Annotated in this window: 16 protein-coding genes; 5 read left to right on the forward strand and 11 right to left on the reverse strand. The window is 38.8% G+C overall.

Annotated features, from left to right (window positions below):
- Nucleotides 1-5 precede the first annotated feature (5 nt).
- Nucleotides 6-1946 carry a beta-glucoside-specific PTS transporter subunit IIABC gene (locus AC3WJG_RS01175; RefSeq protein ID WP_337134246.1) on the reverse strand — a complete coding sequence of 647 codons (1941 nt, stop codon included), beginning with the start codon at nt 1944-1946 and terminating at the stop codon, nt 6-8.
- A 119-nt stretch (nt 1947-2065) separates the two neighbouring features.
- Entirely contained in the window at nt 2066-2917 is an 852-nt protein-coding gene (locus tag AC3WJG_RS01180; protein WP_060745247.1) for a PRD domain-containing protein, read from the reverse strand.
- A 325-nt stretch (nt 2918-3242) separates the two neighbouring features.
- Here AC3WJG_RS01180 and AC3WJG_RS01185 point away from each other — a divergent pair, with 325 nt between their 5' ends.
- Both AC3WJG_RS01185 and AC3WJG_RS01190 read left to right on the forward strand, forming a co-directional pair.
- Nucleotides 3243-4823, forward strand: coding sequence for a sensor domain-containing diguanylate cyclase (locus AC3WJG_RS01185; protein WP_136789843.1), 1581 nt, complete (start codon nt 3243-3245; stop codon nt 4821-4823).
- A 144-nt stretch (nt 4824-4967) separates the two neighbouring features.
- Nucleotides 4968-5729 carry an MBL fold metallo-hydrolase gene (locus AC3WJG_RS01190; RefSeq protein WP_253351511.1) on the forward strand — a complete coding sequence of 254 codons (762 nt, stop codon included), beginning with the start codon at nt 4968-4970 and terminating at the stop codon, nt 5727-5729.
- A gap of 366 nt (nt 5730-6095) precedes the next feature.
- On the opposite strand, the gene AC3WJG_RS01195 is transcribed toward AC3WJG_RS01190, so the two are convergent.
- Nucleotides 6096-7085, reverse strand: coding sequence for a DUF4003 family protein (locus AC3WJG_RS01195; protein ID WP_253351513.1), 990 nt, complete (start codon nt 7083-7085; stop codon nt 6096-6098).
- Between the two features lie 146 nt (nt 7086-7231).
- On the reverse strand, nt 7232-8017 hold the full coding sequence (gdh, locus tag AC3WJG_RS01200; RefSeq protein WP_028409396.1) for a glucose 1-dehydrogenase: 786 nt from the start codon (nt 8015-8017) through the stop codon (nt 7232-7234).
- A gap of 447 nt (nt 8018-8464) precedes the next feature.
- Here gdh and AC3WJG_RS01205 point away from each other — a divergent pair, with 447 nt between their 5' ends.
- Nucleotides 8465-9091, forward strand: coding sequence for a nitroreductase family protein (locus tag AC3WJG_RS01205; RefSeq protein WP_136789840.1), 627 nt, complete (start codon nt 8465-8467; stop codon nt 9089-9091).
- Nucleotides 9092-9154: 63 nt separating this feature from the next.
- Nucleotides 9155-10459 carry an aldehyde dehydrogenase gene (locus AC3WJG_RS01210; RefSeq protein ID WP_098332745.1) on the forward strand — a complete coding sequence of 435 codons (1305 nt, stop codon included), beginning with the start codon at nt 9155-9157 and terminating at the stop codon, nt 10457-10459.
- A gap of 41 nt (nt 10460-10500) precedes the next feature.
- On the opposite strand, the gene AC3WJG_RS01215 is transcribed toward AC3WJG_RS01210, so the two are convergent.
- The 7 genes from AC3WJG_RS01215 to AC3WJG_RS01245 all read right to left on the reverse strand — a co-directional run bounded on the left by AC3WJG_RS01215 (nt 10501) and on the right by AC3WJG_RS01245 (nt 16503).
- Nucleotides 10501-11871, reverse strand: coding sequence for a DUF2254 domain-containing protein (locus tag AC3WJG_RS01215; RefSeq protein WP_060745240.1), 1371 nt, complete (start codon nt 11869-11871; stop codon nt 10501-10503).
- Between the two features lie 95 nt (nt 11872-11966).
- Nucleotides 11967-12242 (reverse strand): hypothetical protein, encoded by a 276-nt coding sequence (locus AC3WJG_RS01220; RefSeq protein ID WP_102813563.1) that lies wholly within the window; start codon nt 12240-12242, stop codon nt 11967-11969.
- Nucleotides 12243-12350: 108 nt separating this feature from the next.
- Nucleotides 12351-13124: a TPM domain-containing protein gene (locus AC3WJG_RS01225; RefSeq protein WP_419789177.1), complete on the reverse strand. Its 774-nt coding sequence runs from the start codon at nt 13122-13124 to the stop codon at nt 12351-12353.
- Entirely contained in the window at nt 13124-13693 is a 570-nt protein-coding gene (locus tag AC3WJG_RS01230; RefSeq protein ID WP_221841020.1) for a LemA family protein, read from the reverse strand. The genes AC3WJG_RS01225 and AC3WJG_RS01230 overlap by 1 nt, the downstream gene beginning before the upstream one ends.
- A gap of 255 nt (nt 13694-13948) precedes the next feature.
- Nucleotides 13949-14569: a polysaccharide deacetylase family protein gene (locus AC3WJG_RS01235; protein WP_028409402.1), complete on the reverse strand. Its 621-nt coding sequence runs from the start codon at nt 14567-14569 to the stop codon at nt 13949-13951.
- 127 nt (nt 14570-14696) lie between these two features.
- On the reverse strand, nt 14697-16046 hold the full coding sequence (locus tag AC3WJG_RS01240; protein ID WP_217598635.1) for a glycosyltransferase family 2 protein: 1350 nt from the start codon (nt 16044-16046) through the stop codon (nt 14697-14699).
- 214 nt (nt 16047-16260) lie between these two features.
- Complete coding sequence (locus AC3WJG_RS01245; RefSeq protein WP_013084095.1) at nt 16261-16503, reverse strand: spore germination protein; 243 nt, start codon at nt 16501-16503, stop codon at nt 16261-16263.
- A gap of 220 nt (nt 16504-16723) precedes the next feature.
- Between AC3WJG_RS01245 and AC3WJG_RS01250 the strand changes: the two genes are divergently transcribed.
- Nucleotides 16724-17041 (forward strand): winged helix-turn-helix transcriptional regulator, encoded by a 318-nt coding sequence (locus AC3WJG_RS01250; protein ID WP_013058076.1) that lies wholly within the window; start codon nt 16724-16726, stop codon nt 17039-17041.
- Nucleotides 17042-17058: the final 17 nt, after the last annotated feature.

Genomic DNA, 17058 nt, shown 5'->3' on the forward strand with positions numbered 1-17058 from the left:
AGCATTTATTTTACTACAGAAAGTAGCTGTTCCCCTTCAAAAATCAGACCTATTTCATTGACCGGCAGCACATCTAAATACTCTGCGGTGTTTGTGATAATAACCATCGTAACGGTTTCGAATCCAGATTCTGCAATCGCATGCCGGTCAAATTCAATGAGCGGCTGCCCTGCATTTACATACTCTTTTTCTTTTACCAGTGCTTTAAAATGCTCTCCTTTTAAAGAAACGGTATCAATTCCAATATGAATTAAAATTTCTTCGCCCTCTTCTCCTTTAATGCCGATTGCATGTTGAGAATCAGGCAGCACCATAACCGTGCCAGCAATAGGCGAAACTACGCGGTTTTCGTTCGGTTTAATTGCAATTCCTTTCCCCATAATTTCTTGAGCAAATGTTGCATCTGACACTTGATGCAGCGGTACAAGCTCACCGTGCAACGGAGAGAAGACGCTTGCTGTTTTACCGTTTTTTTTCGCCTCTACTGCTAGAGAAACATTTTGTAATGGCGCTTTTTCTGTGACAGGATGTTCTTCAAGTTTGATTGTATTTTTTTCTGTTTCTTCTGAAGCAATATCTTTAAATCCAAGAGTGAGTACCAAAACAGCTGGTAAAATAACTGCCGCTGCCAGCAGCGCCACAGCGACAATTAAATTGCCTGCTGCTCCGCTTGGATCTGCAAACGTAGGGATAGCAAAGATTCCGACTAATCCTCCTAGTGTAAAAGCTTTAAAACCATACCAACCAGCAAAGCCACCGAGCAGTGCACTAGATGCCATAGCGTAATAAAAAGGTTTTTTTAACTTCATGTTTACTCCGTACATAGCGGGCTCTGTAATTCCGATAACAGCTGAAATGGCCGATGAAAATGCCACTTGCTTTAAATCTTTATTTTTTGTCTTCAAGGCTACTCCAAAAGCTGCTCCACCTTGAGCAAGGTTGCTGATATACATCATTGGCATCAAAACATTGTCAAATCCGTATACTTTTAGATTTTGAATCGCAATCGGACCTATTGCATAGTGCATGCCGGTCATGATAATAAGAGGCATAAGACCTGCTAGTAAAAGCCCTGCCAGCGGACCGGCTGTTTCAAACATCCAAGAGAACATAATGGCTACTCCGTCTCCCATATACGTTCCAAGCGGACCGATTACCCATAACGTGATAGGTGCAGCAATTAAAAGGGTAAGCAGTGGTGAAAACATGACCGTAAGAGTAGCCGGCATCCATGAGCGAACAAATTTATATACATACTTTAATAAAAGTACACCTAAAATAATCGGTATAACGCTAGACGTATAGTTCACAACTGGAATGGATATAAAATTGATTCCAAATAACGTGAATTCTTTTATTTTCGTAATGCCTCGTGCTGCATCTACAAAGGTCGGATACAGCATGGCAGCTGCTAAAGCAAGCGCTAAGTATTCGTTTGTTTTAAACTTACGAGCTGCTGAAACTGCTAAGAAAAAGGGTAAAAAGTAAAAGACTCCGTCTCCAATTGCGTTTAGCACGGCGTACGTATCGCTTTCTATGCTCAGCCATCCGAGAGTAGCAAATAAAGCGACAAAAGCCTTTAGCATACCCGCACCAATAAGCGCTGGTAAGATAGGAGTAAAAATTCCCGAAATACTGTCCATTACAAGTGAAACAACGTCTTGTTTTGTACCGCTTTTCTCCTCAGCAGCGCTTCCGCTTCCTACTAAAGGTTCAACTTCTTCAAACACTTCAGCAACTCTGTTTCCAATAATGACTTGAAACTGATCACCGGAAAATTGAGCGCCCATCACTCCTTTTATTTGCTTAATTTCCTCAACCTGGACTTTATTCTTATCGTGAAGATTAAAGCGAAGTCTCGTCACGCAGTGCCAAGCCTGGTTAACGTTCTGTACTCCACCGATTTTATCTACTACTTGTTTAGCTGTTTCTTTATATGAAGTCATTTATATCCCTCCTTTTTTCAATAAAAAAACCCAAACAGATCACTACATGTTTGGAACATGTCAATGTCTGCTTGGGTAATGCCTGATCGAGTCAGTAACAATCCTCCAATGAAGAACAATTATTCAGTTTCTACGAGATTGGTCACGCGCCAAATGTGTAGCGTTAAGTAAAGCTTTTCATCTGACGTTAAAGACCAACCGTACTGTTTATGAAGCAGATTTGTCACTTTTTCAACAGCTTTGTACGCTTTCTCATACTTTGTTTTTACAACATCCAGCAGCGTAGCATCAACTTCAGGAGAAACATGTGGGTTCTGATCTAGCTGACGTAAGACAAAAAATCGTAGATGCGTGACAAAGCGGGAATAATTCATCGATTCTTCATCAAGTTTTAGCTGAAAATGATATTGAACAATATCGATAATTCGATTAATCACTTCAGTCATCTTCATCGTTTCTTCCACTTTTGCTTGTACATTCTGTGCATTTACAAAATGATAGGTAAGAAACGTTTCTTCACTTTTAGGAAGCAGCACATCAAGCCGGTCATACACTAGTCGAATTGCGTTAACCGCAGCATTATACTCTTTCGGATAAAGCTTCTTGACTTCCCAGCGGCTCGGCTGCGCGTATTCAAGGCCACTATGGCTTCGTTCAATCGCAAAATTTAAGTGATCCGCAAGAGTTAAGTGAATATTGGTGCGAAAAGGCTCACCTATTTCTTTTTCTGCTTGTTTGATTAGCTCTACAGAAACCTCAAGAATTTCTGGTTTGATGCTCTCTAACATTTGAGCCAGCGGTCGACGAATGTTGGACGACTCGGCCACAAACTTTCGTCGAATGACAGCTTTATCAACGGGATCACCTTTTTTCTTTTGGAAACCGACGCCTGTTCCCATGATGACCCATTCTACATTAGAAGAGTCTTTCACCAAAGCTACGTTATTATTAAATACTTTAACAAATTTCATAGATGCTTCCCCCACATCAGAACAAACATGAAAATCCCATCTTAAAAACACGTGAACACACCACGTATTTTTAACACAGGTAATGCCTGATCGAATCAGTAACAATCCAGTTTTAAGTTATTACCGAAATTATATTCTACTATGAAAGCGATGTCAACACATAAAATACTGAATTTTTAATAATCTGCTAGTGAAAGAGAGATAATTCTTATAGACTAGCCAGCTACTTCCTTCACTGTTACTAATTTCCTACATAAAATATCCACATTTCATTTGAACTGTGCTACATTTAATTAAAAATGCTTTCTTAATGAGGGACACGATTGTGAATTTAGATTTAACCGCTTATATAACGCTTATCTGTACGTCTGGTGTTCTTAATTTATACTTGTGTTTTTACGTATTTATTAAACGTCACCACTACAGCAATATTGCGCATTTATTTATTCTTCATACGGGTTTCACCGCCGTTTATTGTATAGGTGCGGCATTCAGCTTGCTATCCGTTAATCTTGAGGAAATGAAATTTTGGACCGTTATTCAATACGTGGGCATGCCTTTTTCACCTCCTGCAGGACTGCTGTTTGTTATGCAGTATGTCGGCATAAAGGTAAGGAAAAAACATATTTTTGCGCTTTTTATCATTCCGTTTATCAGTTTGATTATGGTTGCAACAAACGACTGGCATCACCTTCATTATCGCGTGTTTGAAATTGACCCAGTTTTAGGTGCTCCTTACATTCATCAAGAAATTGGACCATGGTACACGATTCACGGCATGTTCATCTTTTCGTCTATGTTCGTTGCTTTTTTGCTCGCCGTTTACCGCTGGAAAGAAACAGCCAAAGCTTACCGCCTGCAGTTAATTGCATTAATGGTCGGGCAACTAGTCCCTATCGTCACAGCTTTTGTCTATTTAATGGGCTTTACGCCGCAGGGAATTGATCCAGTTCCGACGGTTTTATGGGTTTCTTCTTTTTTATATTTATGGTCCATTAACTCATCGCGTATGTTTACAGTCATGCCCGTTGCAAAAGATGCGATATTTAACAGCATCAATGACGGTGTTATCGTGCTTGATGAAGCTTACAGATTAATTGAATTTAACTTAGCGTCGAAGAACATGTTTCCCCAGCTGAAAAAAGCGATGTTTGGAAAACGGTTTGCTGATATTTGGTTCACGCTATCGGACAGTTCATTTCCTTTTACATTCGAAAATAAAAACAGCAGTCAAGAGCTGCAGCTTTTTTCTGCGGATCAATCTCAGTATACGTATCAAGTTCGCACCTCTCCTTTGCAGTATGCTAACAATAGTCACGGCTTGCTGCTTATTTTTACGGATATTACGGAGCTCAAAAGACTTCAGCTAAAGCTTGAAAATCAAGCTTATTACGATGAGCTGACGCAAATCTATAATCGTCGGGCATTTTTTCAGCACAGTAAGCAAGCGTTCAAAGAAGCAAAACAGTCCGCAGCTTCTTTTACGCTTCTTTTACTTGATATTGATTATTTTAAAAAAGTGAACGACACGTATGGTCATTATGCCGGCGATCAGGTGCTTGTACATGTCGTAAAAGCCTGTCAGTCCGTATTACCGCAAGGAGCGCTTTTTGCTCGGTACGGCGGTGAAGAATTTGTACTCGCGCTAAAGGGCTATACTTTATCCGAAGGCGAAACGCTTGCCGACCAAATTCGCCGTCACGTCGAGACTCAGCCCTTACTGATTAACGAAGAAACCATTTCTGTTACGTTAAGTCTTGGAGTAGCACAAGCGGAAAAACAAGAAAATGAAACGTTAGATGAGCTGTTGAATAAAGCAGATATCGCCCTGTACGATGCCAAACAACATGGACGCAATCAAGTACGTATATATAAAGAGATAAAAGAAATCCTAAAAAGAACCTAAACAGCACTGTTTCGGTTCTTTTTGCTTTTGACTACTATTCTTTCGTTTATCAAGTGAAAGTGTTAAAAGACTTGATTTTATCTATGTATTTGCGAGTAGATTATCCTATAAACTATACGTAGATCAAAAAAAGGAGAGATACAGATGAAGATTACACATATTCGTAACGCTACTCTAATTGTTGAATACGGAGGAAAAACGTTTTTAATTGATCCTATGTTAGCGGAAAAAGGCACGTACCCTCCTTTCCCAAATTCGATCAGACAAGATCAAAACAATCCTTTAGTGAACTTACCGATATCCGTTGAAGAGATTATTGATGGTGTAGATGCGGTTATTGTCACTCACCTCCATTTAGACCATTTTGACGATGCGGCTAAGCAGGCTTTGCCAAAAGACATCAAAATGTTCGTTCAAAATGAAGAAGATGCCGCAGCAGTAAAAGAAGCTGGTTTTAAAAATGTAGAAGTACTTACGCAAAACACGGTTTTTGAAGGCGTTGAATTAATCAAAACAAAAGGCGAGCACGGAAGAGGAGAAATTTTAAAGCGTACTGGTTTAGTGTGCGGCGTTGTTTTTAAAGATAAGAGTGAAAAAACCCTCTATGTAGCTGGAGATACGGTATGGTATTCCGCTGTTGAAGAAGAAATCAATACACATAAACCCGACGTTATTGTCGTAAACGGCGGCGATAATCAGTTTTTAGAAGGCGGTTCTCTTGTGATGGGGAAAGAAGATATTTACCAAGTTTTTAAAGCGGCTCCTCATGCTAAGATTGTTTCTGTCCATATGGAAGCTGTAAATCACTGGACGCTATCAAGAGAAGAATTAAAAGGCTTTATCAACGAAAAAGATATGGCGTCCAACGTCTTTGTTCCAGATGATGGCGAGGTTTATACTTTTTAAGAGAAAAGCTGAGATAAAAGTATTCTAGTTGAATGTAAATCCGAACGAGAAATCAAGATTCTTGATGGAGAATCAACTTCGTTCGGATTTTTTTATCGGTATGTGAACGTAGGTTTCATGTATACGGGTACTTCTAGCTGTTGATTGGAGGACAAGGCGAAGACTCCTGCGGGAAAAGCGGAACAGGTGAGACCCCGCAGAAGCGTAAGTGACAAGGAGGCTAAGCGGCCGCCGGCGGAAAGCGAAGCCTTGCACGGAAATCAACCGCGGTATTATAAGCGGTTCAGCTCATTTATTCCATTGGTTCATCTTTAGATTAGATTCATGTAGTTATGTCCCAGCCTCTTTTTATAACCGTTTCATTTATCAAGTAGTAGTCGTAGTAGCAACTGCTGAAGTGCTCGCAATAACAGCTAGCATAGCTGCCTGCTGGGCTTGAATAATCGTTTCAATCGTTGTATAGATACCTGTTTCGACCAGTCTAGAATCCTTTAGCTTTTCACTGATAACCAGATTAACCGCCAGCATAACATTGATGTCTTTATGCCACTTAAAAAGTTTATCTGCATTCAGCTGCTTTACCGCTTCATGGATAATTTCAATTTCAGCTTCCGGATTTTCAAACAGTGCTAATAAGCCAAGAACCGGGTAATGCATTGCTTTTACTTTCATACCTGCCGATTCACAGGTTTCTTTTACTGCTAGACACCTTTCAATAACGGTATCCCCATGTAAGTTTTTATCGATTGCGAGAATATGACTTAAAAATTGAAGGTCATTCCCTCTTTTAAATCCATGCTGCCCCAATGTGGTATAAAAGTGTTCAATTTCATGCATCAAATCATCAACAGACTCGCTCGTTTCAGCTAATAAAACGGCAAGAGGTACATCACCGCTTGTTGTGAGAAAGAGATGCTTTTTTTTCATGCCTTGATAAATTTCTACTGACCTTCGAACCATTTCTTTATGACTTCGACTTGACTCATTCGACAGCATAGCGGAAGCTGCGATATACGTAAATGCGCCTCTGGTAAATCCGCCTTGTACCAATTGATCATATACATCCAGAAATTCATGAAACGTTTCTTTTGGATTCTCATAGCGGGTATCTAGCATGGCTGCGATCGTAAACCTCTGCGATGATTTTAATGTAGAAAACATTCCTACTTGATTTTTAATATAGTCACTTAACTCAATATAAGGCTGAAGCTGAAGCGATTTGCCTTTCACTGCATACATAGAAGCGATAGCCATAAGCTGCTTCGGATCTGTCACTTTCCATTTGAGCTCATTTTTTAAGCTGATATAAAAACCTCTATACTGATCTACTTTTTGTTGAATCGTTTCCGGTAGCATATCAACACGTCCTTTATTTGTCGTTAGCTTATATACGTAACACTTTAATAAAAGTTTCAATATTCGGTAAATAAGCCGTGCATTTATGACAATACGAAAAAGACCTCGGGATATCCCAAGGTCTTTTTTTCTTTCAGCTTTATTTATTAACCTCTTCCCGCTTGGAAAGAAGGATATTTTGTCATACCGCCATCAGCAAATAGTGTAATACCTGTTACGTAGCTTGCTTGTGACGATGCTAAGAATGCTGCAACTGATGCAATTTCTTCCGGATTGCCGATGTAGCCCATTGGAATCATGCTTTCTACGTCTGCACGCTGTTCCGGATCTGCGAATTTTTCAGCGTTGATTGGCGTATCGATTGCGCCTGGTCCAATGTTATTTACGCGGATACCTTTTGGCGCATATTCAAGAGCCAATGTTTCCGTCATTAGCTTCATACCGCCTTTACTTGCTGCATAGTGAACAAATAGTGGCCAAGGAATCATTTCGTGAACGCTGGACATGTTAATAACGTTTCCTTTAATGTCATTTTCAACAAAATATTTAATCGCTTCGCGGCTTCCTAAAAACGCGCCTGTTAAGTTTGTATCGATTACTTGATTCCAGTTTTCTAATGATAATTCGTGAGAAGGAACCGGGTTTTCAACACCTGCATTATTAATCATAACGTCCAATGTGCCAAATTCTTTAACAGCTGTCTCTACAAGGTTCACAACGTCTTCTTCTTTTGTTACGTCGCCTCGAACAACAATTGCTTGACCCCCAGCTTGTTCAATTTCTTTTTTTACTTCTAGCGCTTCATCCTCATTGCTGCGGTAGTTTACAACCACTTTTGACTGCTCTTGACCAAAACGAACGGCCATTGCTCGGCCTATTCCTTTTGATCCGCCTGTTACAACTACTACTTTATCTTTTAAATCTGTATACATCTTGAAGTCCTCCTACTTTTCCTGCGTGATATGTCTTGTTATACTGTACTAATTACAAATACAGTTTAGGTTTTAAAAAGAGAATAAACATTTCTCTATCTCTTCTTTCTCAAACTGTCATTCATTTAAAAAGTAACAAATTCACTTTTGTTTCTTTTCGTTACTTATCGTAACCAAGAGAAATAAAGTAGTCAAACTTTTTGTTTTATCATTCTTATTATTTATTTTCACCACTTACTTTCTTCATCTCTGTTCCCCGCAGGATGTGGTTTCACACTTCCAATTAACACCACTTCAAAAGTTTAAACTTTTTCCCTTGCAATTCTTAAATCAATGTATTATATTGTTGATGTATCAATTATTGATATGTCAAACAATTGTCCACAATCAAAAATATGGAAATGACAATAAATATGTTTAACGCCTAAAAAGAAAGGAATAATGACTATGACTATAAAAGATTTTAACGAAATTACTTTAAAACGTCGTTCAATTAAAAAATATGATCCTTCAGTAAAAATCAGCCGTGAGGAAATGGAGGAAATCCTTACAGAAGCTATGCGCGCTCCTTCTTCTGTTAATATGCAGCCGTGGCGCTTTGTTGTAATTGAAACGCCTGAAGGAAAAGAAAAATTAGCTAAACTTGCGAAATTTAACAGTGAACAAGTTCATACATCTTCAGCTGTTATTGCCGTGTTTGGTGACATGAACAACGTCGAATATGCAGACGAAATTTTCGGGAAAGCAGTAGAGCTTGGCTATATGCCTCAGGATATTAAAGAACAGCAGCTAAATTTCTTTAAGCCGATTTACGAAAACATGCCAAAAGCAGATATGAAAGACATCGTGCTAATTGATTCAGGTCTTGTATCTATGCAGCTTATGCTTGTTGCCCGCGCTCACGGATATGATACAAATCCAATCGGCGGATACGAAAAACACTTAATCGCAGAAGAATTCGGTTTAGATAAAGAACGTTACCTTCCAATTATGCTTATCTCAATCGGGAAAGCAGCAAGCGAAGGCCATGCTTCTTACCGTTTACCGGTCAATACGGTTACAACTTGGAAATAAGCAGCAGCTAGTTCTGTTCATTGAACAAAGAGTTAAAAATGTGAAGTAAAAGGAGATTTTCTGATGAATAACTATCAAGAACTTACAAAAAAACAGCTTTCATTCTTTAATAGCGGTAAAACAAAAGACGTTGCGTTCCGTATCGAAACGTTAAAGAAATTAAGAGACCTTGTTGTGCGTCATGAAGACGACATTTTAAAAGCAGTAAAAGCTGACCTTAACAAACCAGAAATGGAAGCAAAACGTGCAGAAGTTGGTCTTGTGCTAAGTGAAATCGACTTTGCAGTTGAAAATCTTGCAGAATGGGCAGCTCCAAAAGAAGTAGAAACACCATCTACTCACGCTGGAGCAAAAAGCTACATTTATCAAGATCCATACGGTTTAGCTCTAGTGATTGCACCTTGGAACTATCCGTTCCAACTTGCTGTATCACCAGTAGTAGGCGCGATTGCTGCAGGTAACTGCGTGGTGTTAAAGCCTTCTGAATTAACACCTCATACGTCAAGCCTTCTTGCTAAGATGTTTAATGAAAACTTCCCTGAAGAATACTTAACGGTAGTCGAAGGTGAAGTGGAAACAAGCACGGCTTTACTAAAAGAAAACTTTGATTACATCTTCTTTACAGGAAGTACAATGGTCGGCAAAATCGTGGCAGAAGCTGCAGCTAAACATTTAACGCCTGTTACGCTAGAACTAGGCGGAAAAAGTCCTACAATTGTACACGAAGATGCTAATATTGAAGAAGCAGCTAAACGTATTGCGCGCGGTAAATTTGCAAATGCTGGCCAAACTTGCGTAGCGCCAGACTACATTCTTGTTCAACGAAATGTAAAAGACGAGCTGCTAGCTAACCTAAAACAAGTCGTAACAAACACGTACGGCGAAGATGTTTCACAAAATCTAGACTTCCCTCACGTAGTGAGCGAAAAGCATTTTGATCGTCTTAACAGCTTCTTAACAAACGGAGATATCGTTTTTGGAGGCAAAACGGATCGTTCTCGTCTGTTTATTGAACCAACTGTTCTTGACAACATCTCATGGAAAGACAATGTGATGCAAGATGAAATCTTTGGACCAATTCTTCCAGTCATCGTATACGATGAAATCTCAGAAGTAATTGAAGCAATCGTAAAACGTCCAAAACCATTGGCACTTTATCTTTTCTCTGAAGATGAAGCAATCCAAGATCACATCTTAAACAGCGTGTCATTCGGCGGCGGTTCTATCAATGATACGATTAACCATATGACATCTCACTACCTTCCATTTGGCGGCGTTGGTGACAGCGGAATGGGTGCGTATCACGGAAAAGCAAGCTTTGATACATTTTCACATGCTAAAAGCATCTTAAAACGTTCAAATAAATAATAAAAAAGAAAAGCCAAAGTCAACGTCTGACTTCGGCTTTTTTATTCCTTCATCTGTTTGACGATTTGGTCATATTGCTCTTCTTTTTTTGTAGAAACCGCTAAATCACAAAGAATATGTAAAAAGTACTTTTTATCTTGAACAAATAAATACTCTTCTTCAAAGCCTTTAGAAATGTATACGGCAAACTCCCAAATATCGTCGTAATAAGCTGGCCCAATGGCCTCAGCGAGATTTCCAAGCGTTTTGAGCAGCTCCATCGTAATGATAATATTCCGCCTCGCATAGTGCCGGATATTAGCGAATCCATCATATAAAAAGTCCTCAAATTTTTTATCAGGAATCACCATTCGTATCACGCCGCTGTCATCCACTAAATAAGAAGAAAATTGACTAGCTTCACAAATTTCCCGAAGAATATCGCTAATTTGATGAATGGAGTTAACCGCCGTCTTGAAATCATCATTCCCTAGTGATTTAACTGCCATCTCTACAAACTTCGTAATGATATACGTAGTATCCTGAATATCAGTCTGAGATTTCCCTACATGGATATATTGGTGAAAGACGGTACAGTCCATTTCATCGTGCTCTGTCGAATCTCTGTGCCAATAATAAAACAATACGGTTCCGCTGAGCACATAATCCCCTACTTCACGCTCCATTTTTATCACCAAATTATGCTCTTTGGCACAGTGAATCAATTGGCTGTAGTTCAACGTTTGAATATAGCCAGATGTTTGAATACATACCGGCTTTTTCTCTCCTTGTGGAAAGGAAAATTGTTCGCTATGACTAGACTGCGTTCTATGAATCTCCAGTTCCTCGCGAATCGTTGTTTTAATCGCTTTTATGGACGCTGTTTTCATCGATTGAGTCATATGATTTACTTGCAGCCACTTAACAGAATGATTAATGAAGTAGACAAACGTGCCCGCACTAAAAACAGAAAGGGCTGTCGTCACAAACGGAATCGCAAAATATCCGTCTACTTGAGAGCTGTTTAAAAAAAGAAAGACAAAAAGTGTATACAAAAAACTCCCTATAAAAATACCTAAAATTCGCTGAGTGGACTTAGAAGAAGCAAAGTTTTTTAACACGCGAGGAGAAAACTGAGCTGCAAATGATGTAAACACAACAAGCATTAAATTAAAGGTAAATGTGGTAATCGATAGAATCCCGGGCATAATCGTACTCACTAACGTATTCGTTAAATCCATGTTGATCGAAAAAAATGAAGGGACCTTCTCTCCTACTTTGCAATAATAGTCAAGAAACAGCGTCAGTGCAGCTAAAAGAACAGAAAAGAAAGCATAAATTAAGGGACTAAACCAGATTTGACTAGTTAACTCATCTTTAAACGCACGAGGAGAAAGCTGTTTCCTTGCCGCTATCCATCTAAATGTATTCATGTAAAACCTTCCTTTTCATTTGTAAATCTCTAACTTTTTTCTTAGTTCCCTAATTTTTTTTGATTATGCTTATACAATGGAAAAAAATCTTTTTTTTAAGATATAGACACACAAAGCAAAAAAGAGGTTGGAATACCCCTAATTATTCCATCTAAATACATACAAATAGGATACAGGAGCTGAACCGCTCGTGACGCCGCCATTGATTTCCGCGCAAGGCTTCGCTTTCCGCGGGCGGCAGGTGAGCCTCCTCGTCGCTTGCGCTCCTGCGGGGTCTCACCTGTTCCGCTGTTCCCGCAGGAGTCTTCGCCTTGCCCTCCAATTAACTGCTTGAAGTAACTGAATGAATATATGAAAGCTATGTTCACCATACAAACAAAAAATCCGAACGCGTTGGATTCTCAATCAAGAATCCATCTCGTTCGGATTTTCTTTCAACTAACCTAATTTTATTCCAGCCTCTTTTGACTCTTATCTTTCTACCAGCCTCGGCTCGCTCCGCCGCCTCCAGAGCTGCCGCCTCCCCCTCCGCGAGGACCGCTTCCACTGCCGCCACCTCCTCCGCCTCTTCCTCCAAACATGACAAGGAAGTTTAGCAGAAATTGTGTAATCGCTCCTTTAAAAAAGACGAAGTCGAGAATAAGCAAGCCCACAATAACAGCTGCAATCAGCAGCGTTTGAAGGGTTGAGAAATGAACACCGCTATCAGAGGGCGGAGATGCTTTTGGCACTTTTTGTTCAAAATCTGTTCCTAAATCATACTCTTTCACGACTTGGTTATAAACAGCTTTGTATGTGCTTTCTAGCGCCGTATCGTATTTTCCATTTTTTAAGTTAGGAATAGCATAAGAGTCGATAATTTCTCCAGATTTGATATCAGTGATGGCGCCTTCTAGACCGTATCCTACTTCAATACGAATTTTTCGCTCCTTTTTAGCAAGCAAAATAAGAACGCCATTGTTCAGCTTTTTATCACCGAGTTTGTACTTTCGAAAAGCTTCATTTGTATACTCTTCTAAATCCGAATCACCTAATGAATTCACGGTAAGAATCGCTACTTGAGCTTTCGTTTCATCATCTAACTTTCTACTCATTTGATTGATATCCGCTTTTTCCTGGTCATTTAACAGATGAGCAAAATCTTGAACGTAAATATCGCCTACCGGATTTGGAATATCAGGTGCAGCAAAAGCAACGCTTACCGTATTACATAAAAGAGACAATAATAAAGTAAACGAAGCTAGGAATTTCATCATTTATCGCTCCCAAAATCAACTTTCGGCGCTTGTTTTTCTTCATTTGTTACTTCAAAATATGGCTTTTTTTCAAAGCCGAACGTACCCGCTAACATGCTTTTAGGAAATCTCTTAACCGATTTATTGTATTTTGCAACTTCATCGTTATAGTCTTTACGCGCTACAGCGAGTCGATTTTCCGTTCCTTCTAAACTGTCCATTAAGCTTCTGAAGTTTTCATTCGCTTTTAAATCCGGATATTTTTCAACCACTACGAGCAGGCGGTTTAATGCGCCGCTTAACTGTTGATTAGCATCAGCTTTATCTTCAGGCGTTTTCGCTCCCGCTAGCTGCGCTCTTGCCTGAGTGACTGAATCAATGGCTTCCTGCTCATGCTTAGCGTAGCCTTTTACCGTTTCCACTAAGTTAGGAATTAAATCAGATCGTCTTTTTAGTTGGTTATCCACTTGGGAAAATTTATTATCTACATCTTCCTCTGCGCTAACGAGGCCATTGTAAGAGCTTACTCCGTAAATGACAATGAGCACTAACACGACAATCGTAGCGATCAAACCTTTGTTTTTCAATGTACTACCTCTTTTCTTCATCAAAATTATGTATCTATTTACTAGTACGAACCACGCTCTAAAAAGATTCATTTTTTACCAATTTTTTTAGATTGCACGTCTAAGTAAGATCTCTCCTAACAATCAATTTCTCGATAAGGTGAAATACTTTTCTCTACCTAGTCTTTCTATCCATTCACACATGTAACCCTTCTCGATTTTATCTTGTTTCACAATAGAAAAAAAGGAATACCTCTTGGCTATTCCTTTTTCTGCTTAAGACCATCCTTCAATCTTGTATGCGACTCGGTGAAATTCAGGAACCGTTACAAACTGATAGTCGTTTTTTATTAAATACTTAATAAGTTTCGGCAATGAAGCAACAATTTGATCCCGCGCTCCGCTGCCGTATCGATCCCCGTCGTGCATAACAATAAGATTCTTTTCTTGTAAATTTTTAATCGTATATTTGCATATGGCCAGTGGATCTTCTTCACGCCAATCCTGACTATCTACATTCCATAGAACAGACGTCATTCCCAATTCCTTAATAGCAGCAAGAGCTGTATCATTTATCGAACTGTAAGGTGCACGAAACAGCTTGGGCGAATAACCTATTATTTTCTCTATTTGAGCATTTGTAGAAGTGATTTCTTTCCATAATTCACGTTTAGAAAGAGTTGTAATATCAGGATGACTCCACGTATGATTGCCAATTACGTGCTTTGCTCTATGAATACGTCGGATCAGCTTCGGAAATTTTTCCGCTTCTGCACCTACGACAAAAAAGGTCGCACGTACATTATATCTTTTTAGAATTTTTAAAATAGCAGCCGTGTAGGCTGAGGGGCCATCATCAAACGTCAAAGCAACGTACTTTGGTGAATTTTGATTCATGTATTCTCTCCTTATATAAAATAGATATAGAAATAAACCCCTCAATTTGTGGGTGTAAGCTGAGGGGCTTTTACGGCGAGACAATTTTTAAGAAATGATGTTATATCTTTTTCTGCATGTAATAGCGCTATAGGTAATAGATTTGTTCAAAAGAACTCGCCAAGTAGTCAAATCCACGAGGGCGCAGTGTTTCGAACTGCTGAATAATTTTTATTCTTTCCTCTGATCCTCCTGGGAGATCGTAAAGTTTCGTCACGGGCTGTCCACTATTTAAATATTCAATGATTCTAAACAGCATGACGCGAAAAGCATGTTTAAATTCCTTATATTCATCAGGAAAACGCTTCTCCAGCGCTTTATATTCAACTAATGTTTTATGCATATGCATAAACGGAAGCTCTTTCCATTCAAGAGAGAGGATAAGAACGTCTATATTGGGATGTTTTTTAACAAAACGATAGTGATTTCCCCACTGTTCTTTTACTTTTCGCTTGGACATACCGTGTTCTTGGTGATAAGCAACCGTAGAGGAATCTAAAACAAATTGTGCACCATTCTTATATAAACGGTATCCAAGCTCCCAGTCTTCTGCCCCGTAGCCAACAAACGTTTCATCAAAATAGCCGGATTTCTTTAATTGCGTTTTTCTTACGGATACATTTCCACTTAAAAATGCGATGTACGGTAGCGTAAATCCCTCAAGTCGCTCTCCGAAATGTTTTAGCCCGCTGTTAAGGAAATAACGATTGGGAAATGATAAACGTTGAAAACGGTTTGTATCAATATCTTCTTTTGTTACAAGAGGACAAGGAACGTTTGAATGCCGCTTCGTTTGTTCATAGTTTTCATATAATCTTCTATACTCAGGATCCCTGACGACTAGTTCTTTCAAGTGGGCCATTTGATCTTCATTATAGTCTGGCATAATAAACGTGTAGACTCCTTCATAATGCATAGCTCCGGTAACCACAAGATTGGATTCATGCACATGATGTTTATAATGATTTTCAATAAAAGCAGGAGGAGCCAGCATTTCTCCGTCTAAAAAGATTAAAAGATCTCCTTCAGCATGATTAATTCCTATATTACGTACTGAGGAACGCCCTTTATTTTGTTTCATACGGATATACTTAAATTTGAACGGGACATCCGCTTCTTTTAAAATGTCGGGCGTATTATCAGAAGAAGCGTCATCCACTAGAATGACTTCATACTCAGCTTGAGGAAACGTTTGTTTTGATAAACTATAAAGCGAAAGAGAGGTTTGATGATACTTATTATACGTAGGCATAATGATACTAACTTTAATAGGTTGTTTGTGATTATTTTTTATGCTCATACTATATAATGAATGGTCTGCTTTATTTATTTTATTTTTGGTCTCTTTTAAGGGATTTGGACTCTTTTTTTTCTTTTTAATATAGTATTTTCCATCGGAACGGTTGTAATAGGAATCATATAATTCTATTTTAATCATCCTTTCTTTGTTTTTCCTCTATATACTATTCAATAAATGACCGGGTGCTTGTACAATATATAAATTTTTTTAGAAAAGGCGTATATAATAGATTCGCGAACTCTGATAGATCGTTCTATTGAAGTAGAAACACATTCTCTTATCATAAATAAGTGTTCTACTTCTCAGCATAAAAAAGCTGCTTACAACTTCATACGTTATAAGCAGCTCCCTTTTATAGCTGATTTCCATATACCCCATCAATATTCGCAACAGCAGTTTGATCAAATATATCTGCATCCATATTTGTATTTTTCATTCGCGCACAAGCAGCTGAAATGTCTCCATACGTTGAGTTGATTCCAACAGATTTAACATCCGCTGTGTGTCCGTTGTGAAGAACTTCTCCAAAATTCATCGATCCGTTTCTCGCCATACCATTAATTCTCGTGTTACAGATGTTAATAACTCCTGCCATGACCATACCACCTTTTCTTAAAATGAATTCGTACATCGTATGCTGTGACAAGCCTATGTGTGAAAAGTTTTCAAGAAGTGAAAAGCAAGGTACAAATACTAGTGAAATTATTCATTTCACCCTGCTTCACCCAAAGTTTCCACATGTTTTTATGCTTTTTCTGTTACAATAAATGCATAAGTTATTTTTCATCCATATTGTTTGAAGGAGGATACGTAATATGGACGAACCAAAAGATATTCAACCTAAAGTAGAAAAAAGTTTTGAACTGATTGGCAAGAAATGGACAGGATTAATCATTTATGTACTTATGAGCGGTCCTAAACGCTTTAGTGAATTAAATGAAAGTATACCAGCCTTAAGCAGAAGGCTTTTGACAGAACGAATTAAAGAGCTTGAAGACCACGGAATTGTTGTCCGAAATGTCATTCCGGACCGCCCTATTCGTTCTGAATATTCGCTGACTCAAAAAGGAACAGAGCTAGGCAAAATATTAGGGCCGATTAGCCAGTGGGCAGAAAGCTGGGTCCAAGATTAATAAAACTACTCCATAGA

This window comes from Priestia sp. FW507-14D1A (assembly GCF_058781295.1).

Bases quoted from the DNA above. Each gene is read 5' to 3' on its own strand.
- AC3WJG_RS01175 (WP_337134246.1), bottom strand. From the start codon at position 1,946: ATGACTTCATATAAAGAAACAGCTAAACAAGTAGTAGATAAAATCGGT.
- AC3WJG_RS01180 (WP_060745247.1), bottom strand. From the start codon at position 2,917: ATGAAATTTGTTAAAGTATTTAATAATAACGTAGCTTTGGTGAAAGAC.
- AC3WJG_RS01190 (WP_253351511.1), top strand. From the start codon at position 4,968: ATGAAGATTACACATATTCGTAACGCTACTCTAATTGTTGAATACGGA.
- AC3WJG_RS01195 (WP_253351513.1), bottom strand. From the start codon at position 7,085: ATGCTACCGGAAACGATTCAACAAAAAGTAGATCAGTATAGAGGTTTT.
- gdh (WP_028409396.1), bottom strand. From the start codon at position 8,017: ATGTATACAGATTTAAAAGATAAAGTAGTAGTTGTAACAGGCGGATCA.
- AC3WJG_RS01205 (WP_136789840.1), top strand. From the start codon at position 8,465: ATGACTATAAAAGATTTTAACGAAATTACTTTAAAACGTCGTTCAATT.
- AC3WJG_RS01210 (WP_098332745.1), top strand. From the start codon at position 9,155: ATGAATAACTATCAAGAACTTACAAAAAAACAGCTTTCATTCTTTAAT.
- AC3WJG_RS01215 (WP_060745240.1), bottom strand. From the start codon at position 11,871: ATGAATACATTTAGATGGATAGCGGCAAGGAAACAGCTTTCTCCTCGT.
- AC3WJG_RS01220 (WP_102813563.1), bottom strand. From the start codon at position 12,242: ATGGTGAACATAGCTTTCATATATTCATTCAGTTACTTCAAGCAGTTA.
- AC3WJG_RS01225 (WP_419789177.1), bottom strand. From the start codon at position 13,124: ATGAAATTCCTAGCTTCGTTTACTTTATTATTGTCTCTTTTATGTAAT.
- AC3WJG_RS01235 (WP_028409402.1), bottom strand. From the start codon at position 14,569: ATGAATCAAAATTCACCAAAGTACGTTGCTTTGACGTTTGATGATGGC.
- AC3WJG_RS01240 (WP_217598635.1), bottom strand. From the start codon at position 16,046: ATGATTAAAATAGAATTATATGATTCCTATTACAACCGTTCCGATGGA.
- AC3WJG_RS01245 (WP_013084095.1), bottom strand. From the start codon at position 16,503: ATGGCAGGAGTTATTAACATCTGTAACACGAGAATTAATGGTATGGCG.
- AC3WJG_RS01250 (WP_013058076.1), top strand. From the start codon at position 16,724: ATGGACGAACCAAAAGATATTCAACCTAAAGTAGAAAAAAGTTTTGAA.